Raw genomic sequence first — 24,425 nt, forward strand, 5'->3', positions numbered from 1 at the left:
ACGCCTGACGGCGGCTCAGAACCCCTGTGCGTATGGAGATCTCTCCACTGCTGGACCCTTGTTGGTTACATGACACCCTCACTAGCGTGTGCCGGGTTCCATCCCCCACAGGAGGAGACCGGCATGAGCGACCGAGCGAGATCCCCCTACCGGCGCAGGGCCGCCGCGGCCCTGTCCCTGCTCGCCTGCGCGGGCGTGGCCGCCGCCACGCCATCCGCCGGGGCGGCCGACGGCCAAAAATCCACGCGCGTAGAACCCGCACCGGTCTCCTGGTCGGCGGATCTGACGGGCGTCACACCGGACGACGTCAACGTCCGTTACGCGAAGGGCGCGTTGAGCGTCCGGGACACCGCCTTCCGTCCGGCGTCGGCGGAGACCGGGCGCGGCTACGGCACCCAGGTGCTCGCCCCCGAGACGCTCGACGCCCCCGTCAACCGGGTCAGCGCCGAACTCGTCGCCGACCTGCCCGGGGGCACCGACGCCGAGGTGGTCGTCGACGTGCGGGGCCGCTCGGCGGGGGGCGCCTGGACCGAGTGGGTACCGGCGGGCGCACGAGGCGCGGCCGACCAGGGCACGGCCGACGGGACCACGGCGCTCCTGCCTCGCGCCGTCACCACCGTCCAGGCCCGGATCACCCTCTGGGACACGGAGGGAGAGGCGCGCGTCCGGAGCCTGCGGCTGACCGCCGAGAAGGGGGCCGCGCCTCGTACCTCGGCGGGTGCGACCGCCGTCACCGCCCGGGTCTTCGCGACCCGCGAGGGACTTGTCGGCCACACGACCGCCAACGGCCATGTCATCCAGCCCAACGACCACTTCGTGGCGCTGCCCTCGCGGCGCGGTCTGTCGCCCAACGGCAGCGGCCAGTACTCCGTGCAGGTCTGCGGCCCCGCTCGCTGCGAGACCGCGCCGGTGTGGGACGTGGGGCCGTGGAACACCAAGGACGACTACTGGAACCCCTCCCCGACCCGGGAGATGTTCAAGGATCTGGCGCAGGGCATGCCCGAGGCGCAGGCCGCGTACGAGACCGGTTACAACGGTGGGAAGGACGGCTCGGGCCGTACTGTCCTCAACCCGGCCGGTATCGATCTCGCCGACGGCACCTTCTACAACGTCGGTCTGAACGACAACGGCTGGGTGAACGTCACCTACCTGTGGACCGGCGACCAGACGGGCAAGTCCTTCCCCACCTGGGGCACGGACGTCCGGATACGTCAGCAGGCGACCACCGCCTCACCCGAGGTGGCGCGTCTGGCCGGCCCCACCACGGTCAACGTCAAGTGCCAGGTCCACGGCCAGCGGATCACCGTGGACGGCATCACCAATGACGGCTGGTCGTACCTGCCGTCGTTCGGTGGCTACATCTCCAACATCTTCATCGACGTGGTGGAGTCCTGGCTGCCGGGCGTACCGAACTGCTGAACCGGCCGGGGCACCGGGACCGGCACCGACCGTGGTCCGGTCCCGGTGCCCCGACACGGTTCACCCCGTCGCCGGTGCGGCTTCCGGCCTGGCGCCGGGTGCGGCCGGCGCCGCGAGCCGTCCGCCGCGGTGCAGTGCGCCGAGGGCCGCCGCGCAGGCCGCGCCCAGCGCGAACAGCGCGACCCAGGGGAGCGCGGAGACCCCCGCCTTCCGGGCCGCGTCGAGTGCCGCGCCGGTCAGCAGGTTCCCGAGTGTGATGCCGATGCCGCAGATGGTGTTGTAGAGCCCGTAATGGGTGGCGACGAGGCGGTCACCGGAGAGCCGGACGATGGTGTCCATCTCGAAGGGGTACACGATCATCGTGCCCAGCGCGAGCAGCAGCGCGGCGAGCGCCGGCGGAACGGCCGCCATGGCCCACCGGCCGATCCCGCCGTCCGGCAGGGGGAGCGCGGTGGCCGCCAGGAGCGGCAGGAACGCGCCGCCCATCACGGCCAGCCCCCGGGTGAGCGCCTGTCCCGGCTCCATACGTGCCGCGCACCAGGCGGTCACCCTGGTCTGGAACAGGATGGTGGCGAGCCCGGAGACGGCGAAGAGCAGTGCGACGGCCACCGTCCCGAACTCCCCGTCGCCGCCCACCCGTCGTACCTCCAGGGGGAGCGCCAGATACACCTGGAAGGTCAGCACGTACGAGCCTGTCATCGCCGCCGAGAAGAGCAGGAACGGCCGGTTGGCCGACACCGAGCGCCACTGGGCCGCCACGCTCGCCCGCCCGCCCCCCTTGCCTGCGTTCCTGCCGCCGCCTTCGCCGGCGCCCTCGCTGTCGGCCCCGCGCCGGGCCGGGAGCGCCCGGATCTGGACGACGCTCAGCAGGGCGAAGATCCCGGCCGAGGTGAGGCAGGTGATCCTGAAGTCGACGCCCGTCAGCACCATGCCCACCAGCGGACCGAGCAGGACACCGGCCTGGTAGTAGACGTTGAACAGCGCGAACGCCTCCACCCGCCGCTCTCCGGCGTCCGCCGCGAGATACGCCCGGACCGCCGGGTTGAACAGCGCGCCCGCGAATCCGGTGGCCGCCGAGGCCGCGAGCAGCGCGGGCAGCGAGTCCACCAGGCCGAGCGTCGCGAAGCCCGCCGTGCGCAGTACGCACCCGGCGACGATGAGCGGCTTGTAGCCGTACCGGTCGGCCAGTGTCCCGCCGACCAGGAACATCCCCTGCTGGCTGAAGTTCCTTACCCCCAGGACGAATCCGACCAGCCAGCCGGCCAGCCCGAGGGTGCCGGACAGATGGGCGGCCAGGTACGGCATCAGCATGTAGAAGCCCAGATTGATGGTGAACTGATTGACCATCAGCAACTGGACGCCGCGCTCGTGGGAACGCGTCTGCCGGATCAGCCCCTTCACCGGACCACCTCCGCAGGGGAGTCGACGGTCCTGTCGGCCACGTCGGTGCCGGTCGCGCGGCCCGGGGCCAGGGGGTCGGCGACCTCGGCGCACCGGGTCCACCGGCCGACCTCCTTCTCGTCGGGGCACCCCACCACCTCCGGTTCGGCCGGGGGCGCCGCGTCCAGCAGCCCGTGCGCGGCGCAGTAGTCGTCGTCGTACACCGTGCCGAGATAGCGCTGGGGCCCGTCCGGGAAGACGGCGGCGATCCGGCGGTCCGGGGAACCGGTCCTGGCCAGCCAGCCGGCCACCAGGGCGACGGCGCCGACGCTCCAGCCGCCGGTGGCGTAGTGGGACGCGGCGAGCCGGCGGCAGGTCCACACCGCCTCGGACGGCGCGACCCAGTGCACCTCGTGGAAGTTCTCGTACGCGACGTTGCGCGGATGGATGCTCGATCCGAGGCCGCGCATCAGCCGGGGCCTGGCCGGCTGCCCGAAGATCGTCGACCCGACGGAGTCCACGCCGACCACCCGCAGCTCCGGATAGAGCTGGCGCAGCACCCGTGAGATCCCGGCGGAGTGGCCGCCGGTGCCCACGCTGCACACCAGGACGTCGATGTGCCCGAGCTGGGAGGCGAGTTCGAGGGCGAGCGGGGTGTAGGCGGCCGTGTTGTCGGGGTTGTTGTACTGGTCGGGGCACCAGGAACCGGGGTGCAGCTCCAGCAGTCGGGCCACGCGTTCGCGGCGGGCCCGCTGCCAGCCGCCGGTGGGGTGCGGCTCCGGGACGATGTCGACCCGGGCGCCGTAGGCGGTCAGCAGCCGGGTCATCGGCGGTTCGAGGCCGGGGTCGGTGACCAGGGTGACGGGGTGGCCGTGGACCATGCCGGCGAGGGCGAGTCCCAGCCCCAGGGTGCCGCTGGTCGACTCGATGATCCGGCCGCCGGGCAGCAACTCGCCACGGGCGCGGGCCCGTTCGACCATGTAGAGCCCGGGGCGGTCCTTGATGCCGCCGGGGTTGAAGCCTTCCAGCTTCGCCCAGAAGCCGCGCCCGGCCGGAGCGAAGGGCTCGTGCACACGCAGGAGCGGGGTGTTGCCCACCAGCCCGGAGGGGCTGTGGGCGGCCGGCGGGGTGAGGGTGCGGGGCGGAGCGGTGGGGGTCTGGTGGCGCATGGGTTCGCTTTCGTTCGGAGTGCGGGAAAACGAGAGGGCCCGTCGCGGCGCACGCGAAATCACATGGGCGCGTGAAAAGAGGCACGCGTGAAAGGGCGTCCGTGAATGTGTTCGCATATGAGCGGTGATCGCGGCTGAACGGGCAGCGGAAAGCGGCCGGATCGGTCGCGCGACGATCGGTCGGCGTAAAGCGGCTCGATCACGCGTCGCGAATTCGGAAATCGCGCGTGTGGAAGTCGCGTGCTCGGCGATCGCGCGTTCGAAAAAGGAGTGACCGATTCGAAGGGGCGTTCTACACCCGCAGAATTCCCGGGTCTCTCTGTTCGGCGCACGAGGGGGGGAAGGCTTCGGCCGTCGCGGTGGAAGCGGAAGGGTGAAGCCGCGTCAGTTCCGCGACGTGGAGGGGCGTCGTGCCACGGGCGGGCAGGTCGGCGCGGTACTGCGGCTGACCGGACGCGCAGCTCTCCGATCCGTGCTCCGCCTCGTCCCCGTCGTGGTGACAGGGCGCGGTGTCGTGATTACCGAAATCGCCCGACGCGGCCGAGGTCACCGCGACGACGGGGGACGCGTGGGTGGCGGCGTTGTGACCGTTGACGCCGTGCGTATAGAGCAGCGCCAGAAGAAGTACGGCCAGCCAGAACGCCCGCGACGGGCCCGCCAATTGCCGGCGGGCCCGTCGCGCGCGTGAAATCCGGAAGGCCGTGAACATACCGTGATCGTAGCGTCACTTCGTGTGTGGTGCGCGAGTGGCGCCATTGCGGACTTCGATCGTGAAAACGGCCGGACAATTCAGTCGGTGGCGCCGTCAGCCGACGACGGCCATCCCCCGGCCGGTGGCGTTGAGCCGCCGGCCGCCGGTCTCGGTGACCGTCACGATGTCCTCGATCCGCACACCGAAGCGACCCGGCAGATAGATGCCCGGCTCCACGGAGAAGCACATGCCCGGGACGAGCGGCAGCTCCTCGCCCTCGACCATGTAGGGCGGCTCGTGGGTGGTGACGCCGATGCCGTGCCCGGTGCGGTGGATGAAGTACTCCCCGTACCCGCCGTCGTCGATCACGGCGCGGGCCACCCGGTCCACGTCCTGGCAGGCGATGCCGGGCCGTACCGCCTCGCAGGCGGCCTCCTGAGCCGCCCGCACGAGGTCGTGGACCCGCCGCTCCTCCTCGGTGGGTTCGCCGACGTGCACGGTGCGGGAGGTGTCGGAGCCGTAGCCGTGGCACAGCCCGCCGAAGTCGAGCACGACCATGTCACCGTCGCCGATGACGCGTTCACCGGCCTCGTGGTGGGGGTTGGCGCCGTTGGGTCCGGAGCCGACGACGGTGAAGTCGACCTGGGAGTGGCCGAAGGCGCGCAGCAGTTCCGCGAGGTCCGCGGCGACGTCGGTCTCCCTGCGGCCCGCGAACGGCACCTTCTTGATCTCCTCGTAGGCGGCGTCGGCCGCCGCGCCCGCCAGGGCGAGCCGCTCCACCTCGCGGGTGTCCTTGACGGCGCGCAGCATCGGCAGCGCGTTCGTCAGCGGGGTGTAGGAGGTGCCGGGCAGGGCCTCCTGGAGGCCGATGAGATGCAGGGCCCAGGTGTTGTCGCTGATGCCGTAGCGGCCGGTGGCGGCGAGCGAGGGCGCGGTCACGCCGTACGGGTCGACGCCGTCGGTCCAGTCGCGCAGGGTCAGCGCGGGCGCGCCGACGGCCTTCTCCGCGTCGGGCGCCTCCAGTTTGGGGACGACGAGGACGGGGCCGGCGTCGGGGGTGAGTACCAGCAGGGTCAGCCGCTCGGTGTCGGCGGGCGGCCGGTAGCCGGTGAGCCAGACCATGTCGGGACCGGGCGCCACCAGCACGCCGGCCAGCCCGGCGGCGGTGGCGTCCCGCACGGCGCGGTCCATGCGCGCGCGGTAGTCGTCTGCGGTGAAGGGGGCCGGGGCCGCGGGGGCCCCGGCGGTCGGGTGCGCGGAAGTCGCGTCGCTGCCAGTCATACGCCCATCCTGCCGCCGTCGCGGGCCGCGGGAAGGCGGGACCGCTCTACGACGTGGGCTGGGTGAAGCGGATGTTGTTGCCGAAGGGGTCGCGCAGTCCGCAGTCGATGCCGTACGGGCGCTCGGTGGGCTCCTGCGTGAACTCGACGCCACGGGCCAGCAGCGTCTCGTACGTCTTGCGGCAGTCCTCCGTGCTGAAGATGAGCGAGCCGCCCGTCGCGCCCTTGGTCAGCAGTTCGCGGACCTCGCGCGCCGTCTCCTCCGACATCGCCGGAGCGCCGGGCTTCTCCAGCAGGACCTGGCGGTCCGGATGGCCGGGGACGTTGACGGTCAGCCAGCGCATGAAGCCCAGGTCGACGTCGGTGTTGACCTCCAGTCCGAGTGTGCCGACGTAGAAGTCGAGCGCCGAGTCCTGGTCCAGGACGTAGATCTGTGAGTGTGTGATCGCGGTGAACATGTGTTTCACGTTACGGGGCACGCCGGACGGAAACTTGTCCAGAACTGCTCAGTCCGCGCGTGGCGCCCATGGCGGCGTGCGGGCGCGCGGTGTGCGGGGGAGCGGAGAGCGGGGACGGTCAGGCGCTCGGCCGCGTCCACGCCCTCGTGAAGCACGCCGGTACGGCGCCGGCCGCGCGCGGCGCCTCCTTGCGGTACGTCCTCGGCGGACGGCCGACGATCTCGTGGAACGTGCGGCTGAACGTCGCCGGGCTGCCGAAGCCGACCTCGTAGCAGATGTCCGTCACGCTGCGGTCGGTCTCCCGCAGCAGGAACATCGCGCGCTCGACCCGGCGCCGCTGAAGATACCGGTGCGGCGTCTCGCCGAACGTGGCCCGGAAGGTCCGCGTGAAGTGCGCCTGCGAGACATGCGCGATCCTGGCCAGCGCCGGGACGTCCAGCGGCTGCGCGTAGTCGCGGTCCATCGCGTCCCGCACCCGGAGCATGCGGCGATTGGTCTCTTCCACGTCACGGCCCACGCATCCATCAGACCACGGGCCGCCCACCTGCCTCGGAGCGGTGTGCCGCCACATCCGGGGACGGACGCTCGGCTGGCCGCCGCGAGGGGGCGGTCCTAGCTTGGACGGACGGGGGTGGACGCGGTGCAAAGACGCCGGCGGACGGCGGTGGGGCCGTGCGTACAGTGGGCGCGTCCGGCGGGCTTCCGCAGCCGTCCGCGGACCCGCCCGGATCCCCGGCACCGGTACAGATCCGCACGGAGGAGCTGACGCCGCATGACTGACATCGCAGCGGCCGACTGGTGGGACCTGCTGCCGGCCGGAGTCCGCGAACAGGTCGACGGGTACGTCCTCCAGGACGCCCGCATGCGGGCCGTACGGGCCGTCTTCGAAGCCGGCCGGGCCCGTGGGCTGGGGCTCGTGGACGCCCAGCTCGTGGTGCACGAGCGGTATCTCCTGCACGGCGACCGGATCGCCCGTACGCCCGAGAGCCCGCTCGACCTGGAGTCCCTGGCCGCGCGCGCCGCCGGCGCCGCCGGACGCGTCGTGGTGATCGAGGCCGTGTGGGACGGGGACACCGTCCACGACTGGTTCGTGGATCTGCTGGCCGTGACCGCCGATCCCGCCAGCGAGCTGCGGCTGGCCACGATCTACCGGAGTACGGCCTTGCGGCACCTCGGGGATGTCGACCCGGGGCCGCTCCACCCGTCGGCGACGGCGGCCGAGCGCGTGGGCCGCGCCCTGGCCGACCATCTCGCCGTGCCCTTCCACTTCGTGAGCCCGCACACCCCGGACGACCAGGTCCCGCGCTGGACGCCCTGAGCGACGCTCGTGGCGGGGTGGCGCCGGCCGGTCCCGCCGCTCCGTACGCCCAGGGAATCAGTGCCCGTGCCCCGGGCTCTCCTCGCTCTCCCGGGGCTCCGCGGACGGCTTCTCCCCGGTGCCGGTACCGGTGTCGGCACCCGTGACCGGTACGTCGACGGTGAACGCGGCGGTGCGGACCTCGCCCTCGTGCCGGAAGTCGAGGAAGAGCCGGTACGCGCCCGCACTCGGCGCCGTGGCGGTGAAGGACACCTCCGGACCCGGCTCGGTGACGCCGTCGTCCGGCTCGCCGTTGGGGTGGACGTGCAGGTAGGCGAGGTCCCCGGCGCGCAGCGCGACGAGGTGGCCGTACGCCCCGAGGTAGGGCTGGAGGTCCGTGACGGGCCGGCCGTTCCTGCTGACGGACAGCGTCAGTTCGCGCGCCTTGCCGGGGGTGAGGGCGCCGTCGAGGGTGACCCGGTAGCCGTCGACCTCGGCGGTGGCGCGCACGGGCGGGAGCGCGGCGGGCTCGGACTTCCCGGAGACGGCCAGGTCGGTGCCGAGCGTGATGCCCGCCGCGCCCTTCCCGGCGGGCTTGAAGTCGGCGAAGGCCCGGTAGCCGCCGGCCGCCGGGAGCGTGGCGGCGACGCTCCAGGTGCCGTCGGCCGCGCGGGTCGGGTGCAGATGCCGGTAGACCGTCAGATCCCTTGAGGCGACGATGAAATGCAGCTCCTTGCCGTGCTCGCGTGCGTACGAGGTGAGGCTGCGTCCGCGCTCGTCCTTGACGGAGAAACGCAGGTCGGCCGGTTTTCCGGCCGCCACGCGAGGTGTGTCGAGCGCGAGCGTGTAGCCACCGTCGGAGATCTGCAGCCCGCCCGCCGCAGCCTTCTCGCCGCCCTCCTCCCCGCCCGTCTCCGTCTCGGTGTCCGTGTGTTCGTCGTGCGCCGCGGGTGGCTTCTCGGCGACGACGGGGCCGATGCTCGCGCCGACTCCGTACGCGGTGCCGAACGTCGCGGCGATCGCGGCGGCGAAGGCGGTGATCCTGAGTCCCGTGTTCATCGGGGTCTCCTTCATGAGGGGCCACTCCGCAGCGGCGGCCGACCCCTTCAACATACCCTCCAGGGGTATGCAGTCAAGTCGGATCCCGCTCTTTGGGGCATACCAGGGGGAGGTATGTATGGGTCGGGCCTCCCGCCCTGTTGGCGGCGGCTCGGCGGCGACGCGTTAAATCGCTGGCGCACCCGGCGGGGGAGCCGCTAAGTTCCCTCGTGTTCCCGGCGGACCGGCCGGGTCCCGTCAGCCGTGTCCGTTCCAGGAGGTGTGTACCGATGACTGTCTCTGTGCCGGGCGTTGCCCGCATTCAGCTGATCGTTCATGTCACCTCTGTGGTCTCCGGCTGACCTTCTCCTTCTCCGCGCCCCGTCGGCGCGCGTGCCGGGACCGCCCTTGTGAAGGGTTTCCCGTTGTCTCTCCCTCCCGCCTCCTCCGAGGCATCCTCCGCATCGCATCCGCTCGCCCCGTACGGCTGGGACGAGGGCTGGGAGACGGAGTTCACCCCGTACGCCGCGCAGGGCCTGCTGCCGGGCCGCGTCGTCCGCGTCGACCGGGGCCTGTGCGATGTCGTCACGCCCGGCGGCACGGTACGGGCCGACACCGAGTTCGTCGTCCCGCGCGACCCGATGAAGGTCGTGTGCACCGGTGACTGGGTCGCCGTCGACCCCGGCGGTGATCCGCGGTACGTACGGACGCTGCTGCCGCGCCGTACCGCCTTCGTGCGCTCCACCTCGTCCAAACGCTCCGAGGGGCAGATCCTCGCGGCCAACGTCGACCACGCGATCATCGCGGTCCCGCTCGCGGTCGAACTCGACCTCGGGCGCATCGAGCGGTTCCTCGCCCTGGCCTGGGAGAGCGGCGCGCAACCGCTCGTCGTACTGACCAAGGCCGACCTCGTACCGGACCCGACCGGACTGTCGTATCTCGTCGACGACGTCGAGACCACGGCGCCCGGCGTGCAGGTCCTGCCCGTCAGCGCGGCGACGGGGGAGGGCGTCGACGTACTGTCCGCCGTCGTCTCCGGGAGTACGAGCGTGCTCCTCGGCGTCTCGGGCGCCGGCAAGTCGACCCTCGCCAACGCCCTGCTCGGCGAGGACGTCATGGAGGTCCAGGCCACCCGTGACGTCGACGGCAAGGGCCGGCACACCACGACCACCCGCAATCTCCTCGTGCTGCCCGGCGGGGGCGTACTCATCGACACACCGGGACTCCGGGGCGTCGGGCTGTGGGACGCCGGGCAGGGCGTGGGGCAGGTGTTCGCCGAGATCGAGGAACTGGCCGAGGAGTGCAGGTTCCACGACTGCGCCCACGGCAGCGAGCCCGGTTGCGCCGTGCTCGCCGCGCTGGAGGACGGCTCGCTGCCCGAGCGGCGGCTGGAGAGCTACCGCAAGCTGCTGCGGGAGAACCAGCGCATCGTCGCCAAGACCGACGCCCGGCTGCGGGCCGAGATCCGGCGCGACTGGCGGCTCAAGGGCGCGGAGGGCCGCGCGGCGATGGAGGCCAAGCGGGGACGTATCCGGTAGGCGCGGCCGGTAGCCGCGTTCGCGGGGGCCGGGCTCCGACCGGAAGCCCGGCCCTCCCACCTCCGTGTCCCAGTGCCTGTCCGGCCTCCCTGTCCGAATCCCGCGAGTGCCACCGTCGGGGGCGGCGCACACTGGGCGGTGTGATGGACGAGGAGACCAGGTACGAGGCGGTGGCCAGCCGCGACGCGCGGTTCGACGGCGCGTTCTTCTTCGCCGTCGAGACCACCGGCATCTACTGCCGGCCGAGCTGCCCCGCGGTCACCCCGAAGCGCGCGAACGTCCGCTTCTACCCCACCGCCGCCGCGGCCCAGGGCAACGGCTTCCGCGCCTGCCGCCGGTGCAGGCCCGACGCCGTGCCCGGGTCGGCGGAGTGGAACGTACGGGCCGATGTCGTCGGCCGCGCCATGCGCATGATCGGCGACGGGGTTGTGGACCGCGAGGGCGTGCCCGGACTGGCGGGGCGGCTCGGCTACAGCGCCCGGCAGGTCCAGCGCCAGCTCACCGCCGAACTCGGCGCCGGACCCGTCGCCCTCGCCCGCGCGCAGCGCGCGCACACCGCGCGGACGCTGCTCCAGACCACCGTCCTGCCGGTCACGGAGATCGCCTTCGCCGCCGGCTTCGCGAGCGTGCGGCAGTTCAACGACACGATCCGGCAGATCTACGCCCGCACGCCGAGCGGCCTTCGCGCCGAGTCCGGCACCGGGGGAGCGCGGGCGGCCACCGCCGCGCCCGCACTCGCCGGTGTCCCGCTGCGGCTCGCCCACCGGGGCCCCTACGCGGCGCACGCCATGTTCGACCTGCTCGCCGACGAGGCGCTGCCCTCGGTCGAGGAGGTGACCGGCCGGCCGGGCGCCCGTACCTACCGGCGTACGCTGCGCCTGCCGCACGGCCCCGGAGTCGTCTCGGTGGACGAGGCGCCGCCCTCCACCGGCGCCGCGCGCCCCCGATGGCTGGAGGCGCGGATCCACCTCACGGACCTGCGCGACCTCACCACCGCCGTCCATCGGCTGCGGCGCCTGCTCGACCTCGACGCCGATCCGTACGCCGTGGACGAACGCCTGGGCGCCGACCCGCTCCTCGCGCCCCTCGTCGCGGCCCGCCCCGGACTGCGGGCGCCGGGCACCGCCGACCCCGAGGAGTACGCGCTCCGCGTCCACCTGGGCCCGGCCGGGGCGCGGCGGCTCGTCGCGGCGTACGGGGAACCGGTCGAGCGCCCGTGCGGAACCCTCACCCGGCTCTTTCCCGTACCGGCCGCCCTCGTGGACGACCCGGTGGCCGGTCGGCTCGCCACCGCCCTCGCGGACGGCACCGTACGGCTCGACACCGGGGCGAGCCGCGAGGAGGCCGAGCGGTCGCTGCTCACCGTGCCCGGGGTGAGCGCCCGGACGGCGGCGCTGATCCGGATGCGGGGTCTGGGGGATCCCGATGTGGCACCGGACGGGGAATCCGGTCACGCGGCGTGGCGGCCGTGGCGTTCGTACGCGGTTCGGCACCTGAGCCTGGCACCGCCCGGCCTCCGCGATCAGCCGGTCTCCTCCAGCCCCCAGCTGTGAATCTTTTGTGGATGGATGCGGATCAGTTCCTCGCTGAAATGCGGCCCCAAGTCGTGCGGTCCGGTGAGCAGTTCGGCCTCACCCCGGATGTCCACGCCCCGCACCTTCCACGGCTTGAGGCTGACGATGTCGTCCACCACCAGCGCCACCCGGGGGTTGGACCGCAGATTCCGCCACTTCTTGGTGGTGCCCAGCGCGTATCCGCCGACCAGGATCGTGCCGTCCGCCTGCGGGAAGAAACCCACCGGGTTGGCCTGCGGCTGGCCCTTGGTGTCGACGGTGGCCAGCCGGCCCAGCCGCTGGGAGGAGAGGTACGCGCGCTCGGCCTCGCTGAATTCGGTCATGACTCCAGCCTCACACGCCCTTCGCGCACCTGCCGTCCCTGAGCCTCCCGCCGGTTTCCCGGGGCGCCGGACGCGCTCGCGCCGGTCCGCGGCCGGCCGGACGGCGAGGTCCCGCCGGAAAAGCGGAATGCGCGCGGCCGGGGTGCAGCGGTTGCTCCCCACCTGGCCCTATTTCTTCCCTTCATGATCATCACGGCCTGCTCACTAGCGCTGTGGCCGGAGTTCAACTCCCCTAAACTGGCAAAGCTTTGGCATGATCGCTCACCGAGATGCGGCGGCACTTGATGGCGGAAGTCACCGGTGCGCTCGCCCGTTCCCGGCCTCGAACCCCTAGGACCCTTTTTCCGTGACCTCTCCCTCAGAACCCGCCCTTGCGCTCGGCGCCGTGACCGTGGTCATGGCCGCCGTCGCACTGCTGCTGGCGCTCTCCCGTCGCAAACAGACGCGACGGTGCAGAGAAATGGACGCGGCGCTCAAGAGCGCCGAATCCCGCACGCGGGAAGCCGAATCCCGCACCCGCTTCGCCGATTCCCGTACGCGGGAAGCCGAAGCCCGCGAGAAGCGGTTCCGCGACGAGGTGGGCCACCTCGTCTCCACCCGGCTTCCGGCCGTCCCGCTCCATCTGATCAGCTCGCACCACCCGGTACCCGGGCTGCTTCACGGAGGGGAGGCGGGGCCCGAGGACGCGGAACTCTTCGACTCCGTGATCACCCGGGTCTCGGAGATGGTCCTGAAGGAGCGCCGTCGCGTCGACGCCGCCGCCAGGGCGGCCCTGCGCGGCGCGAGCCAGGACTCGCAGGCGCTGTCGTACCGGCTTCAGTCGGAACTCGACGCCCTCCAGAGGGAGTTCACCGGATCGCGGCACCTGACGCACAGGATGCTCGCCGCCGACCATCTCAACGAGCAGAACCTGCGCCTCATCCAGCGCACCGCCATCGTGTGCGGCGCGTGGCCGGGGCACGTCCGCAAGGACACCTACGTCGCCGAGATCGTGACGGGCGCCTCCTCCCGGCTCCGCGGTTTCGACCGCATCAAGATCAACTCACGGATAGCCACCAACGTCGGGATCGTCGGCCGAGCCGCCGAGCCCGTCGCCGTGGCCTGCGCGGAGCTCATGGCCAACGCCCTGGAGCACTCGCGTGACGACCTCGCGGTGGATGTCGGTCTGATCCAGAGCGGCAACGGCAACGTCTGCATCACGGTCGACGACGCCGGCAAGGGGATGACCGCGGAAGCGGCCTCGCGCGGTGCGCGGCTGGTCTCGGCCGACACGCAGGACGTCATGCTCACCGAGCTCGGCGACCCGCCGTCCCAGGGTTTCGCCGCCATCGGCCGTCTCGTCGCCGACTACGGCTTTCATGTCTCCATCGACCATTCGTCTCCCTATGGCGGGGTGCGCGCTGTGGTGACCATTCCCCCGAACCTGCTCGCCTCGATCGACGAGGAAGCCGAGCCCCCTTCTGCCATGTCGCCCCAGGCGGCCGTCGCGCCGAAGGCGGAGAGGCGGCCCTCCGCGGTCCCCGAAACCACGGCCGGCGAGGAGAGGCCGCGAACTCCCGCACCGGACAGTGCGGACGGTCTGCCACAGCGTCGCCGCCGCGGCCCCGCGGCACCCGCCGGAGGGGTCGCCGCTCCCACGTACCGAGCCCCGGACCCGGAGCGGTCCCTCAAAGCCTGGAGTGAATTCCAGGACGGCCTTGACAGCGGCCGAACCGGCACCGATTTGGAGGAAACGCAGTGACCATGCCCCACGGCGAAAACGAGACCTGGTACCTGGCCCCCATCACCGAGATCCCAGGTGTCCACCACGCCCTGCTGATGACCCTCGACGGGATGGTTCAGGCCAGGTCCGAGAACCTCTCGGCCGACGACGCGGACGGAGTGGCCGCGATGACCTCCGCACTGCACGCCGCTTCCCGGGCCGCCGTCATACCGGCGCTGGGGGCCGCGGCGGACACCCCCATCGAGACCGTCACGGTGAAGGTGGCCGAGGGCACTTACATGGTCATGCCGGCCGGTGCCAACACCCTGATCGCCGCCGCGGGCGACGATTCGATGCACATGGGTGTGGTCGTCCACATGATGGCCCGTCAGGCGAAGAAGCTGGGGGAGCAGCACATGTCTGTGTCGGCGCGTACCCATGACGGCGCGTCATGAGCCGCGGTCAGCATCAACGGCGGCTGCTTCCGGCTTATCTGGCGACCGGAGGCGGCGGCGGTGCCCCGTTGCCGACCACCCTCGACACGCTGACGGCCCTGCGTGCCAGCGGCCATCCGTTCTCCTCGTACCACACGACGGTGCACCGCCGTGTCGTCGAGCTGGTGACGGACGGTTCCCTCACCGCCGTCGAGATAGCCGCGTACCTCGCGCTGCCGGCCAGCGTCGGGCTGATGCTCGCCGAGCAACTCGTCAGTGACGGTCTGTTAAACGCCAGCGTGCCGATCCCCGAAGCTCTCGCCCCCTCACGCGCCGGACGGCCGTCGATGCAACTCATGGAAGAGGTGCTGAGTGGACTCCAATCCCTCCGTGTCGCCTAGCCCGCGTCCCGTGTACCTCCCTGAGGGGGAGCACCAGAGGGTCAAGATCCTTGTCGCGGGTCCCCTCGGCGTCGGCAAGACGACCGCGATCAAGACGCTTTCGCAGATCCCCACCCTGCACACCGACGAGGTCATGACGGACGCGGCGGCCGACGCCGACGACGTCAGCCTGGTCGGTCTGCGGGACAAGAAGACCACCACGGTCGCCATCGACTTCGGCCGTATGACCCTGCCCGGCGACCGGATCGTCCTGTACCTGTACGGAACTCCCGGGCAGCGGAGGTTCCTTCCCCTGTGGGAGGGCATCGCCTTCGGGGCCCTCGGCGCGCTCGTCCTGGTGGACACCCGGCGCCTCGACGAGTCCTTCGAAGTGATGGATCTTATCGAGGAGCGCGGTTTGCCGTACGCCGTGGCAGTCAATACCTTCCCTGACTCACCTGGCTACGACTTGGAGATCGTTCGCAAGAAGCTCGACCTCGCCCCGGACACCCCACTCGTCACCTGTGATGCCCGCGAGATGAACAGCAGTCTCAGCGCGCTCATCGCACTGACCGCCCATTCCATATCGTCGGCCGGAGTCGGAGCCTCGTGAGTATCACACCACCGGACGCCACCGCTGTGCCCCTGCACGGGCCCGAACACGCCGCCGATCCTCAGCGCAGCTATGAACTGCTGCGCCGCCAGGGGCCGGTGGGCGTCGCCGAGATCTCTCCCGGTGTCCTCGTCCACCTGGTCACCGACTACCAGGCGGCGCTCAAGCTCCTTCAGGACACCGAGACCTGGACCAAGGACAGCCGCAAGTGGCTTCCCCAGGTACCGGAGAGCAGCCCGATCAGACCCCTGGTGGAGTGGCGGCCCAGTCTCCTCTTCGCCGACGGTGAGGAGCACGCGCATCTGCGCAAGGTGATCACCGACAGCTTCGCTCTCCTCGACCCCAACGACGTCCGTGTCGTGACGTTCCGTTTCGCCGACAAGCTCCTTCAGGACTTCGCGGACACCGGGACGGTCGACCTCGTCAGCCAGTACGCCCAGCAGTTGCCGTTGATGGTGTTCAACGCCCTGTTCGGCATGGAGGACGACCACGGTCCCCGGCTCGTGGGGGCACTCGCGGCCATGATGGACACCGATCCGGAACGCAAGGCGTTCGGCGCGCAGGTGTTCGGCGGCTATCTGCAGACCCTCTACCAGACCAAGGCCGCGAAGCGCGGCCATGATCTGACCTCCTGGTTCATCGACCACCCCAACGGGCTGAACCCGGAAGAGGTGATGAACCAGATCATCATCATCTTCGGCGCGGGGAACGAGCCGACGGCCAACCTCATCGCGAACACCTGCGTCCGGATGCTGAGCGACGACCGCTACTTCGGCACGCTCACCACCGGAAGCCTGCCCGTCCAGCACGCCATCGACGAGGCGCTGTGGCACGACTCGCCGCTCGCCAACTACAGCTTCCACTTCCCCAAGGAGGACGTCACCTTCGAAGGCACGCGCATCCCCGCCGCCTCCCCGGTCATGGTCTCGTACGCGGCGGCCAACACCTGCCCCCACTCGGGGGTGCCGGCCGACGGCTACCGCTCGGGAACCAAGGCGCACCTGGCGTTCGCCGCCGGGCCGCACGCCTGTCCCGCACGTGATCTCGCCCTGCTGATCGCGACCGCCGCGATCGAACGGCTCGCCAGCTACCTGCCGGACATCGAACTGGCCGTAGCGTCCGATCAGTTGACCTATCGCGACGGACCCGTCCACCGGACGCTCACGTCGCTTCCCGCCCGGTTCACTCCGCTGACCCCCGACGCCAAGGGCATCACTCCCTGGAGCCGCGGCTCCACCGGCCCGGCGACAGCCACCGGGGCGTCCTCGACGGCAGGCGACCGTATGTCGGTGACGACTTCCTAGCCTGCCCTCCCATGCCGTGTCGCGGTGGTGCCGTCGGCCAATGACCCGCACCACCGTGACACCTGCGGGAAAGCGGTGTCCTGGCCGCGTCCTCTGCCCGAACGGAACCACCATGTGACGGTTCTCGACCGAAAGGGGATCAACCACCGATGGCAACCACACGTCCCGTAACCAGTCCGCCGGACCTGATGTCCGTACGGCACAAGGTGAGTGCGGCCCTGACCAGATTCCTCGACGCCAAGGACGAAGCCGCGCCGGGAGACGAACTGCTCTATCTGACCTCGACCTTGCGCGGGTTCCTCACCGGCGGGAAACGCCTTCGGTCCGTGCTGTGCGTCTACGGATGGCAGGCAGCCGGAGGGGACGGGGAGATGACGGCCGCCATCCGCGCGGCCGCGAGCCTCGAACTCTTCCAGGTGTTCGCCCTCGTGCACGACGACGTGATGGACGACAGCGACGTCCGCCGCGGTCAGCCCTCCGCACACCGCGCGCTGGCCGCCGCGTACACCGACAACGGCGGCCCCCACGGCCGCGCCGCCGCACACGGGCTGGGCGCCGCCGTTCTTCTCGGAGACCTGGCACTCGTGTGGTCCGACGAATTCCTCCACACGGCGGGCCTCGACCCGAGCAGACTCGCCCAGGTGCTGCCGCTGGTGGCCGAGATGCGCAGCGAAGTCATGTACGGCCAGCTCCTCGACCTCCAGACCACCGGCCGGCTGACCGGCGACGTCGAAACGGCCCTGCACGTCATCCGCTACAAGACCGCCAAATACACCGTGGAACGCCCCCTGCACATAGGAGCCGCGGTGGCCGGAGCCTCGCCGTCCGTGCTCGACGCCTGCACCGCGTTCGGCATCCCCCTAGGAGAAGCGTTTCAGCTGCGCGACGACCTGCTCGGAGTGTTCGGCGATCCCGCCGAGACCGGCAAACCGGTACTGGACGATCTGCGCGAGGGCAAGGCCACCGTACTGATGGCGCTCGCCGTCCAGCGAGCGTCGTCCACCGAGCGCAGAACCTTGCGCCGTCTCGTCGGCCGAAGCGACCTCGACGAGGACCAGGCCGCCGAGATCCGGACCATCCTGGACTCCACCGGCGCCCGGCAGACCGTCGAGGAGAAGATCTCCGCCCGCCGGGACGCGGCGCTCGCCGCGCTGGACAAGGCGCCCTTTCCGCAAGAGGCCACCGACCAGCTGCGCCGGATCGCCCTGGCCGCCACGGAGCGACAGACATGACCGCCCGCCCGACCCCCGTCACCGCAACCGTGAGGTCGAACAAGTCCATGAACGACACGGTCGTGAACGCGACCTACACCGAAGAGGCCGCCCGACTGGTGGCGAGCATAGACCAGGATCCGTGGGGCAGCGTCCGCCCCTCACTGTATGAGACGGCCCGGGTCATCTCGGCCGCCCCCTGGCTGTCCGGGGAACCGCGCAGGATCGCGTATGTGCTGAACGAACAGGCGCCCGACGGGAGTTGGGGCGAAGGACCGGAACGCTACCGGCTGCTGCCGACGCTCAGCGGCGTGGAAGCGGCAGTGGCCGTACTGCGCCGGGGCGGCACGTCCGAGGAGACGGCACGGCGGCTCACCACGGCGGTCGACAGCGGCCTCGCCGCACTGCGCGCACTGCCCTCGGCAGGACCGTGGCCCGACACCGCCGCGGCCGAAATCCTCGTCCCCAGCCTGGTCGCGAAGATCCACGAGCAGCTCACCCTCATCGGCGACGACCCGCCACCGTCCGCCGGCGACTGGCGTCCGGGGCCCGCGCCCGCGCTCCCCGGAGGCTATGACCGGGCCGTGCCCGCGTACGTGGCGAAACGGTACGCCTCGGCGGGTGGCCTCCCCGTCAAGCTGCACCACACGTTCGAAGGCGTGGCCGGCTGCATACCGGGCGCTCTCATACCCGACGGGCCGGACCTGCTGGGCAGTTCACCGGCCGCCACCGCCGCCCGGGCCGCCGCCTCGCAGGAGCCCCCGGCCGCAACCGTCGCCGCCCTCGAAGCCGTGGCGCGGCGCTACTCGGGTCTCTTCCCGGAGGCCGCTCCGATCCTCGTCTTCGAGCGCCTGTGGGTCGCCGCCGCGCTGGCCGGCGCCCATCTGCCGGCCGCCGCCGTGCCCACCGTCCGCGAATGGGCGACCGACCTCTACGACCCCCGCGGAGTGCGCGGCGCCCCCGGACTCATGACGGACGCCGACGACACCGCCATGGCCGTCCTGGTGTCCTCACTGGTCGGCCTGGACGACCACACTCCCGATCCGCTCGACCTGTTCCACAACGGCAGCCACTACGACTGCTACATAGGCGAGGACACCGGATCGGTCACCGCGAACGCGCACGCGCTCCAGGCGCTCGGCAGCTATCTGCGCCGTCACCCCGGGGCGCGGCACACCTACGGACCCCGGACGGAGAAGCTGAGCGACTGGCTCGTCGGACAGCAGCGTCCCGAAGGCCCCTGGCCCGACAAATGGCACGCCTCGCCCTACTACGCCACCGCGCGGTGTGTGGCCGCGCTCTCGCGCCACGGCGGAGACCGGGCGGCCCCGGCCGTCGAGACCGCCGTGGCCTGGACCATCGACACCCAGCGTGACGACGGCTCCTGGGGGATATGGGGCGGCACCACGGAAGAGACCGCGTACGCCGCGCGGATCCTGCTGTCGGCGGCCGACCCGCGGCCGGGGCACGCCCCCGCCCTGGACCGCGCCCTGGACCGCGCACTCGACCGCGCCGAGACGTATCTGCACGAGGGAGCCGGCTCCGGCCACCACCCCGCACTGTGGCACGACAAGACCCTGTACGCGCCCGGCGCCATGATCGAGGCCGAAGTCCTCGCCGCGCGGGAGCTGCTGAGGACACGTCACGGCCTGAACGGGCGGAACACACCCACAGACGCGGAAAGGTAGGACGGACGCATGACGACCGACATGATCGTTCCGCCGATGGCGCCGGGGAAGCTGCCGCTCATCGGACACGCCGTACCCCTGATCAGGGACCGCCTCGCCTTCGTCCAGCGCCTGCGCGAGCACGGCCCCGTCGTCCGCGTCGCCGTCGGCCCCAAGACGCTGACCGTGGTCAACTCGCCCGAGCTGATGCACAGGATGCTCACCAGCCAGGCCGACGAATTCACCAAAGGGCTGCTCTTCGAGAAGCTCAAACTCTTCGGCAAGGACGCACTGCCCGTCGCGGAAGGCAAGCCGCACCTGCGTCGGCGCCGTCTGATGCAGCCCGCCTTCCACCGCCAGCAGGTCGCCGGCTATGTCGACACCATGCGAGAAGCGGTGGAGCCGTACGTCGCGGGCTGGGACGGCGGAACCCCGCTCGACGTGAAGACCGAGATGCAGCTCATGGCGCAGGGCGTCGTCATGTCGGCCCTGTTCTCCGCGGCGCCCCGGCGGGAACCCGCCCACACGATCCTCGACAGCGTCGACACCGTCTTCAAGACCGCCCTGCGGCGTGCCCTGTTGCCCATCTCCGCCCTGGAACGACTGCCCACCCGGCGCAACCGGAGGGCCGAGGCCGCCAGTACCGCGCTACGCACCGCGGTCGCCGACATCATCACGGAACACCGCGCACACCCCCACACGTACGACGACATCGTGTCGCTGCTCCTGACCGCACAGGACGACACCGGCGCGACGCTGCCCGACGACGAGATCCTCTCCGAGATCGTCGCACTGCTCGCGGCGGGCTCCGAGACCACCGCGGTCGTCCTCGCCTGGCTCTTCCACGAACTGGGCCGCAACCCGGAGATGGAGCGCCGGCTCCACGAAGAGGTCGACTCCGTGCTCGCCGAGGGTCCGCTCACCGCCGAGCGCATTCCCCGCCTCGTCTACACCCGCATGCTCCTCAGCGAGACCCTGCGGCTGTACAGCCCCGCATGGCTCGTGACCCGGCAAGCCGTCTCGGACGTGAGACTCGGCGAGTTCACCCTGCCGGCCGGTTCGGACGTGATCTGGAGCGCCTACGCACTGCACCGGGATCCCGGCATCTACCCCGATCCGCTGCGCTTCGACCCCGACCGCTGGCTCCCGGAGCGCCCCCAGCCACCGAAGGGCGGCTTCATCCCCTTCGGCTCCGGCAAACGCATGTGTATCGGGGACGCGTTCGCCTGGACCGAGACGGTCGTCATCACCGCGCTGGTCGCGTCCCGCTGGCGGCTGCGGCCGACCCCCGGCGCCGTACGCCCGGTCGGAGCGATCTCCACGCACCCCTCGTCCCTGCGGATGGTGCCCGAACTCAGAAGGCACAGCGTCGGGAGGAACGCCCGGTGAACGGCGCGATCCGCACCGGCGCGCCCGCCCTGCCGATGCCCGACCTGCGGGGCTCCTTTCCCGGCCCCTTCCCGGCGAGCGCGTACGCCGACGACATCGAGCGGCACGCCACCGAGTGGCTCCGGACGTTCCCGCTCGTCGGCTCGGAGCGCAAACTGGGCGCCCTGGCCAATATCACCGGCCAGGGGATGGCCCGCACCTTCCCGGCCGCCGGGCGGAGCGAACTCCTGCTCTGCGCCGACCTCTTCCTGTGGCTCACCGCGTTCGACGACGCGCACGGTGAGGCCGCGGGGGCCCGCGACCCGGCCCGCCTGGTCCGCGCGGCCGGTGAGTGCGTCCACCTCCTCGCCGGCCACGACGAGCCACCGGGCAGCCCGAGCGTCTTCGGCGCCGCGCTGACCGACCTCCTGGCGAGGTTCCGGCAACGGGCCACCGGCACGCAGTACTTGCGGCTCACCGGGCACCTGCGGGACAACCTCCTGGCCATCCTCTGGGAGGCACACCACATCGACGGGCCCGACCACGTCACCATGGCCGACTACCGGGCGATGCGTCCGCACACCGTCTTCGTGCGGACGCTGATGGTCACGGCGGAGATCGCACTCGGGTACGAACTACCGGAGCGGGACCGGTCGTTGGAGCCGGTCCGGGAACTGGAGACGGCCGTCGCGGACCTCGCCGGCTGGATCAACGACCTGGCCTCGTACGCGAAGGAGACGGCCCACGGCGGACCGACCACGCTCAACCTGCCGTCACTGCTGATGCGAGAGCACGGGTGCGACCTCGAAGAGGCGTTCCGGCTGGCCTCCCGCATGTGCGAGCGGCAAGCCGCCGTGGCCGCCGCCCGAATCGCCGAACTGGCCGCCGGACAGGGCCCGCTGGCCGTTCACGCGGGGGCCCTGAAGTCCGTCGCGTCCTCGTACGTCTGGCACATCGACCACGCCCGCTATCGCGTCTAGCCGCCCGGACCGGGTCGCGCACGACCGCGATCACCGCGCGACCCGGTCCCGCTACACTCCGGCCAAACGCACAGGCTTTCCGGGGGAGTCCAACGTGCTGCGAGTCGATCTCCGTGGACGGGAGCTGAACCGGCTGCGCGTGGCGGACGGAGCCGACGCTCTGTGGGAGGCCGCGCTCAGCCTGCACCTGCTCCAGAACCAGCACGTCCCGCCGGCCTTCGCGCCCTGGCGGCGCGAGGTCCGCTCGGCCCTGGAACGCGCCGGACTCACCTCCGCCGTGAGGGAGTTGATGGTCCTGTGCCCGTCGGCCGAGTACTTCCCCGACTTCCTCACGCCCGGCCGCGGCGAGCTGGACCTCGACATCGGTGTGGACCGGCTGCTGTCGACTCCCCGTCGCCGCCTGGCCGCCGATCTCACACGACTCTACGCGCGCAGACGCGGGCCGGTCCCGGCCACCGTACGGCGGCTGTCCGAGGGCGACGTGGAGGCGCTGCGCTGGCTCGGATCGGCACTGCGGCGCTACTACGCGGTCGCCGTGGTGCCGTATCTGCCCGCCATCCGCGCACAGGCCGCGGCCGACCGCTCCCGTAGGGCCGAGGCGGCCCTGAAGGGGGGAGCGGAGGGGCTGGTGGCCAGTTACGAGGCGATGCCCGGCTGGCGGTGCGAGGAGGGCATCCTGCGCACGCCGTACCCGGTCAGCCGTGAACTCCACCTGTACGGACAGACGTTGACGCTGATTCCGGCCTTCTTCTGTGTGGGGACGCCACTGGCTCTCGTCGACGACGAGCTTCCCCCGGTGCTGGTCCACCCGCTCTCCCCGGCGCCCGGCTGGCTGATGCGCCACCGGCAGGGTGAGGCGACGCCACCGGTGGCCCAGCTGATCGGCACCTCGCGCGCCCGGCTGCTCGAACTGCTCGACCGGCCGATGACGACGACGGGTCTGGCGGGCGCGCTGCGGATGGCTCCCTCGACGGCGAGCCGTCATGCATCCGTACTCCGCGAGGCGGGTCTGCTCACCTCGCGCCGGCACGGCAACCGGATGATGCACCACCGCACCCAGCTGGGCACGGCCCTGCTGGACGGACCCGCCCCCTGAGGCGGTGGTGCGTCGACTACGGCCCGGTGTCTAGCAGTTGGGCACGCCCGGCAGCCACGCGTCCGAGACGTCGATGAAGATGTTCGAGATGTAGCCGCCGTAGTCCGGCAGGTACGACCAGGCGTCGTTGCTGTACCCCTGGTAGTTGACCAGCTCGCCGCGCTTCTGGCACTGGACCTTGACCGATGTCGGCCCCGCCAGACTGGCCACCTGCGCCGAGGTGGTCGACGCCGCCTGACGGATGCTCACACCGGTGCCCCACGTCGGGAACGAGGTGCCGGGGCCGGGGCCCGGGTCACCCGAACCGCCGTTGACCAGCGACATGTAGTACGTCCAGTTCCAGTTCGCACCGGGGTCGGAGTGGTCGTTGCCCGGTACCTCGCTGTGGCCGACGATGCCCGCGCGGGTGCGCGGGATGCCGTACTTCGCGGTGAGGTGGCGGGTCAGCGCGGCCGACGAGCGGTACATCGAGTCGGTGAACCAGGACGGGTCGGCGACGAAGCCCTCGTGCTCGATGCCGATGGAGCTGGCGTTCGCGGAGCGCGCGTGCCAGGCCGTGTTGGCGTCGCGGACCATCTGGGTGACCTGGCCGTCCGAGGAGCGGATCACATAGTGCGCGCTGACCTGCGAGGACGGGTTCTGGAACCAGCTGATGGAGCCGGCGTACGACCCCTGGGTGACATGGACGACCACCTTGTTGATCGCCGCCGTACGGCCGGTCTGGTAGTTCGACGTGCTCGCCGGGACCCAGAGCGCCGGCCCGTAGTCGTCGCTCAGTACGCCGAAGTCCGAGGCGATACCCGCGTACCTGCCCCGGTCGGGCTTCACCTCGCGCGCCTTGACGAGGATCTGCTCGTTGCCGGCGGCCTGTGCGCGCAGGCCCTTGTTCAGCAGGTCGTACGCGGTGTCCGCGTACAGCCGTGCCGTGCGGTCGTTCGCCGCCGCGCCGTACTCGGCGGCGACCGGGTACCACTCGGCGAGCGAGTCGCGGTCGGCGGCGTCCAGCCCCTGCTCGTCGGCGACGGCGCGCAGGACGGCGGCGCCACCGCGGATGTTGGCCGCGGTGTCCTTCTTGAGCTCCGCCACGGACTCGCCGGTGAGCTTCGCGGCCCGCTCCAGCGTCCTGTGCTTCGGCTGGCTGACCAGGTGCATCACACCGTAGCCGTTCGCCTGACTCGGCCTGCCGCCGTGGCCGTCGAGGTGCGTCTCGCCGTATCCGACGGCGACGAGCAGGTCACGGGGTACGTCGAACTCGGCGGCGGCCTTCGAGAACGCGGTGTTCATGGCGCCGGAGCCGGTCTCGGCGACGGGACCGCCGCCGGGGTACGGCGCTGCCGTCGCCGGCTGGCCGGCCAGGGCCAGCGACGCGGCGACCACCGTGCCGAGGAGCGCGGCCCGACCGCGTCTCATGCCTGTCATGCCTGTCATCAAGGTCATCGGTCTTCTCTCCGCTCAGTGGTGCGCGGGTCGGCGACCCTGCGCACAAGTGGGGGTAAGGCGGGG

23 protein-coding genes are annotated in these 24,425 nt (G+C 71.4%); 14 read left to right on the forward strand and 9 right to left on the reverse strand.

Translation table 11 applies throughout. The features are described 5' to 3' along the window. Positions 1-123: 123 nt before the first annotated feature. On the forward strand, positions 124-1,419 hold the full coding sequence (locus tag GXP76_RS20570; RefSeq protein ID WP_242573031.1) for a hypothetical protein: 1,296 nt from the start codon (positions 124-126) through the stop codon (positions 1,417-1,419). A gap of 60 nt (positions 1,420-1,479) precedes the next feature. On the opposite strand, the gene GXP76_RS20575 is transcribed toward GXP76_RS20570, so the two are convergent. The 6 genes from GXP76_RS20575 to GXP76_RS20600 all read right to left on the reverse strand — a co-directional run bounded on the left by GXP76_RS20575 (position 1,480) and on the right by GXP76_RS20600 (position 6,914). Further along, complete coding sequence (locus tag GXP76_RS20575) at positions 1,480-2,820, reverse strand: MFS transporter (protein ID WP_242573032.1); 1,341 nt, start codon at positions 2,818-2,820, stop codon at positions 1,480-1,482. Beyond that, on the reverse strand, positions 2,817-3,968 hold the full coding sequence (locus tag GXP76_RS20580; protein WP_242573033.1) for a PLP-dependent cysteine synthase family protein: 1,152 nt from the start codon (positions 3,966-3,968) through the stop codon (positions 2,817-2,819). Before GXP76_RS20580 ends, GXP76_RS20575 begins: the two co-directional genes overlap by 4 nt. 292 nt (positions 3,969-4,260) lie before the next feature. Then, entirely contained in the window at positions 4,261-4,677 is a 417-nt protein-coding gene (locus GXP76_RS20585) for a hypothetical protein (protein WP_242573034.1), read from the reverse strand. 96 nt (positions 4,678-4,773) lie between these two features. Further along, positions 4,774-5,940: an aminopeptidase P family protein gene (locus GXP76_RS20590; protein ID WP_242573035.1), complete on the reverse strand. Its 1,167-nt coding sequence runs from the start codon at positions 5,938-5,940 to the stop codon at positions 4,774-4,776. A gap of 46 nt (positions 5,941-5,986) precedes the next feature. Then, positions 5,987-6,397 (reverse strand): VOC family protein, encoded by a 411-nt coding sequence (locus GXP76_RS20595; protein ID WP_242573036.1) that lies wholly within the window; start codon positions 6,395-6,397, stop codon positions 5,987-5,989. 118 nt (positions 6,398-6,515) lie between these two features. After that, on the reverse strand, positions 6,516-6,914 hold the full coding sequence (locus tag GXP76_RS20600; protein WP_242573037.1) for a helix-turn-helix domain-containing protein: 399 nt from the start codon (positions 6,912-6,914) through the stop codon (positions 6,516-6,518). Between the two features lie 255 nt (positions 6,915-7,169). Between GXP76_RS20600 and GXP76_RS20605 the strand changes: the two genes are divergently transcribed. Then, positions 7,170-7,715, forward strand: coding sequence for a hypothetical protein (locus GXP76_RS20605; protein WP_242573038.1), 546 nt, complete (start codon positions 7,170-7,172; stop codon positions 7,713-7,715). Between the two features lie 57 nt (positions 7,716-7,772). On the opposite strand, the gene GXP76_RS20610 is transcribed toward GXP76_RS20605, so the two are convergent. Next, a complete protein-coding gene (locus GXP76_RS20610; RefSeq protein ID WP_242573039.1) occupies positions 7,773-8,753 on the reverse strand; it encodes a DUF748 domain-containing protein in 981 nt (326 codons plus the stop codon). Between the two features lie 404 nt (positions 8,754-9,157). Between GXP76_RS20610 and rsgA the strand changes: the two genes are divergently transcribed. Next, entirely contained in the window at positions 9,158-10,270 is a 1,113-nt protein-coding gene (gene rsgA / locus GXP76_RS20615) for a ribosome small subunit-dependent GTPase A (protein ID WP_242573040.1), read from the forward strand. Between the two features lie 143 nt (positions 10,271-10,413). Then, positions 10,414-11,823 carry a DNA-3-methyladenine glycosylase 2 family protein gene (locus GXP76_RS20620; protein ID WP_242573052.1) on the forward strand — a complete coding sequence of 470 codons (1,410 nt, stop codon included), beginning with the start codon at positions 10,414-10,416 and terminating at the stop codon, positions 11,821-11,823. Here GXP76_RS20620 and GXP76_RS20625 read toward each other — a convergent pair. Continuing rightward, complete coding sequence (locus GXP76_RS20625) at positions 11,793-12,167, reverse strand: PPOX class F420-dependent oxidoreductase (RefSeq protein ID WP_242573041.1); 375 nt, start codon at positions 12,165-12,167, stop codon at positions 11,793-11,795. The two genes, GXP76_RS20620 and GXP76_RS20625, sit on opposite strands and share 31 nt — an antisense overlap. Positions 12,168-12,513: 346 nt before the next feature. On the opposite strand from GXP76_RS20625, the gene GXP76_RS20630 reads away from it, so the two are divergent. The 10 genes from GXP76_RS20630 (at position 12,514) to GXP76_RS20675 (ending at position 22,922) form a co-directional block, all read left to right on the forward strand. Then, entirely contained in the window at positions 12,514-13,908 is a 1,395-nt protein-coding gene (locus tag GXP76_RS20630; protein WP_242573042.1) for an ATP-binding protein, read from the forward strand. A gap of 2 nt (positions 13,909-13,910) precedes the next feature. After that, a complete protein-coding gene (locus GXP76_RS20635; protein ID WP_164253421.1) occupies positions 13,911-14,324 on the forward strand; it encodes a roadblock/LC7 domain-containing protein in 414 nt (137 codons plus the stop codon). Further along, positions 14,321-14,704 (forward strand): DUF742 domain-containing protein, encoded by a 384-nt coding sequence (locus GXP76_RS20640; RefSeq protein WP_242573043.1) that lies wholly within the window; start codon positions 14,321-14,323, stop codon positions 14,702-14,704. The genes GXP76_RS20635 and GXP76_RS20640 overlap by 4 nt, the downstream gene beginning before the upstream one ends. Before the next feature lie 10 nt (positions 14,705-14,714). Then, positions 14,715-15,296 carry an ATP/GTP-binding protein gene (locus tag GXP76_RS20645; RefSeq protein WP_242573044.1) on the forward strand — a complete coding sequence of 194 codons (582 nt, stop codon included), beginning with the start codon at positions 14,715-14,717 and terminating at the stop codon, positions 15,294-15,296. Continuing rightward, the gene (locus GXP76_RS20650) at positions 15,293-16,600 is read left to right on the forward strand and encodes a cytochrome P450 (protein ID WP_242573045.1); all 1,308 of its coding nucleotides are present in this window, start codon (positions 15,293-15,295) and stop codon (positions 16,598-16,600) included. Before GXP76_RS20645 ends, GXP76_RS20650 begins: the two co-directional genes overlap by 4 nt. Positions 16,601-16,749: 149 nt before the next feature. After that, positions 16,750-17,832 (forward strand): polyprenyl synthetase family protein, encoded by a 1,083-nt coding sequence (locus tag GXP76_RS20655; protein WP_242573046.1) that lies wholly within the window; start codon positions 16,750-16,752, stop codon positions 17,830-17,832. Next, complete coding sequence (locus GXP76_RS20660; protein ID WP_242573047.1) at positions 17,829-19,499, forward strand: prenyltransferase/squalene oxidase repeat-containing protein; 1,671 nt, start codon at positions 17,829-17,831, stop codon at positions 19,497-19,499. The genes GXP76_RS20655 and GXP76_RS20660 overlap by 4 nt, the downstream gene beginning before the upstream one ends. Before the next feature lie 9 nt (positions 19,500-19,508). Continuing rightward, positions 19,509-20,867: a cytochrome P450 gene (locus GXP76_RS20665; protein ID WP_242573048.1), complete on the forward strand. Its 1,359-nt coding sequence runs from the start codon at positions 19,509-19,511 to the stop codon at positions 20,865-20,867. Beyond that, a complete protein-coding gene (locus tag GXP76_RS20670; RefSeq protein WP_242573049.1) occupies positions 20,864-21,826 on the forward strand; it encodes a terpene synthase family protein in 963 nt (320 codons plus the stop codon). The genes GXP76_RS20665 and GXP76_RS20670 overlap by 4 nt, the downstream gene beginning before the upstream one ends. Before the next feature lie 94 nt (positions 21,827-21,920). Beyond that, positions 21,921-22,922 carry a helix-turn-helix domain-containing protein gene (locus GXP76_RS20675; protein WP_242573050.1) on the forward strand — a complete coding sequence of 334 codons (1,002 nt, stop codon included), beginning with the start codon at positions 21,921-21,923 and terminating at the stop codon, positions 22,920-22,922. Positions 22,923-22,952: 30 nt separating this feature from the next. Here the strand turns inward: GXP76_RS20675 and GXP76_RS20680 are convergent, their stop codons facing one another. Further along, positions 22,953-24,341 (reverse strand): N-acetylmuramoyl-L-alanine amidase, encoded by a 1,389-nt coding sequence (locus GXP76_RS20680; RefSeq protein WP_242573051.1) that lies wholly within the window; start codon positions 24,339-24,341, stop codon positions 22,953-22,955. Positions 24,342-24,425: the final 84 nt, after the last annotated feature.

This window comes from Streptomyces sp. NP-1717 (assembly GCF_022695985.1).
Classification (GTDB): Bacteria; Actinomycetota; Actinomycetes; order Streptomycetales; family Streptomycetaceae; genus Streptomyces.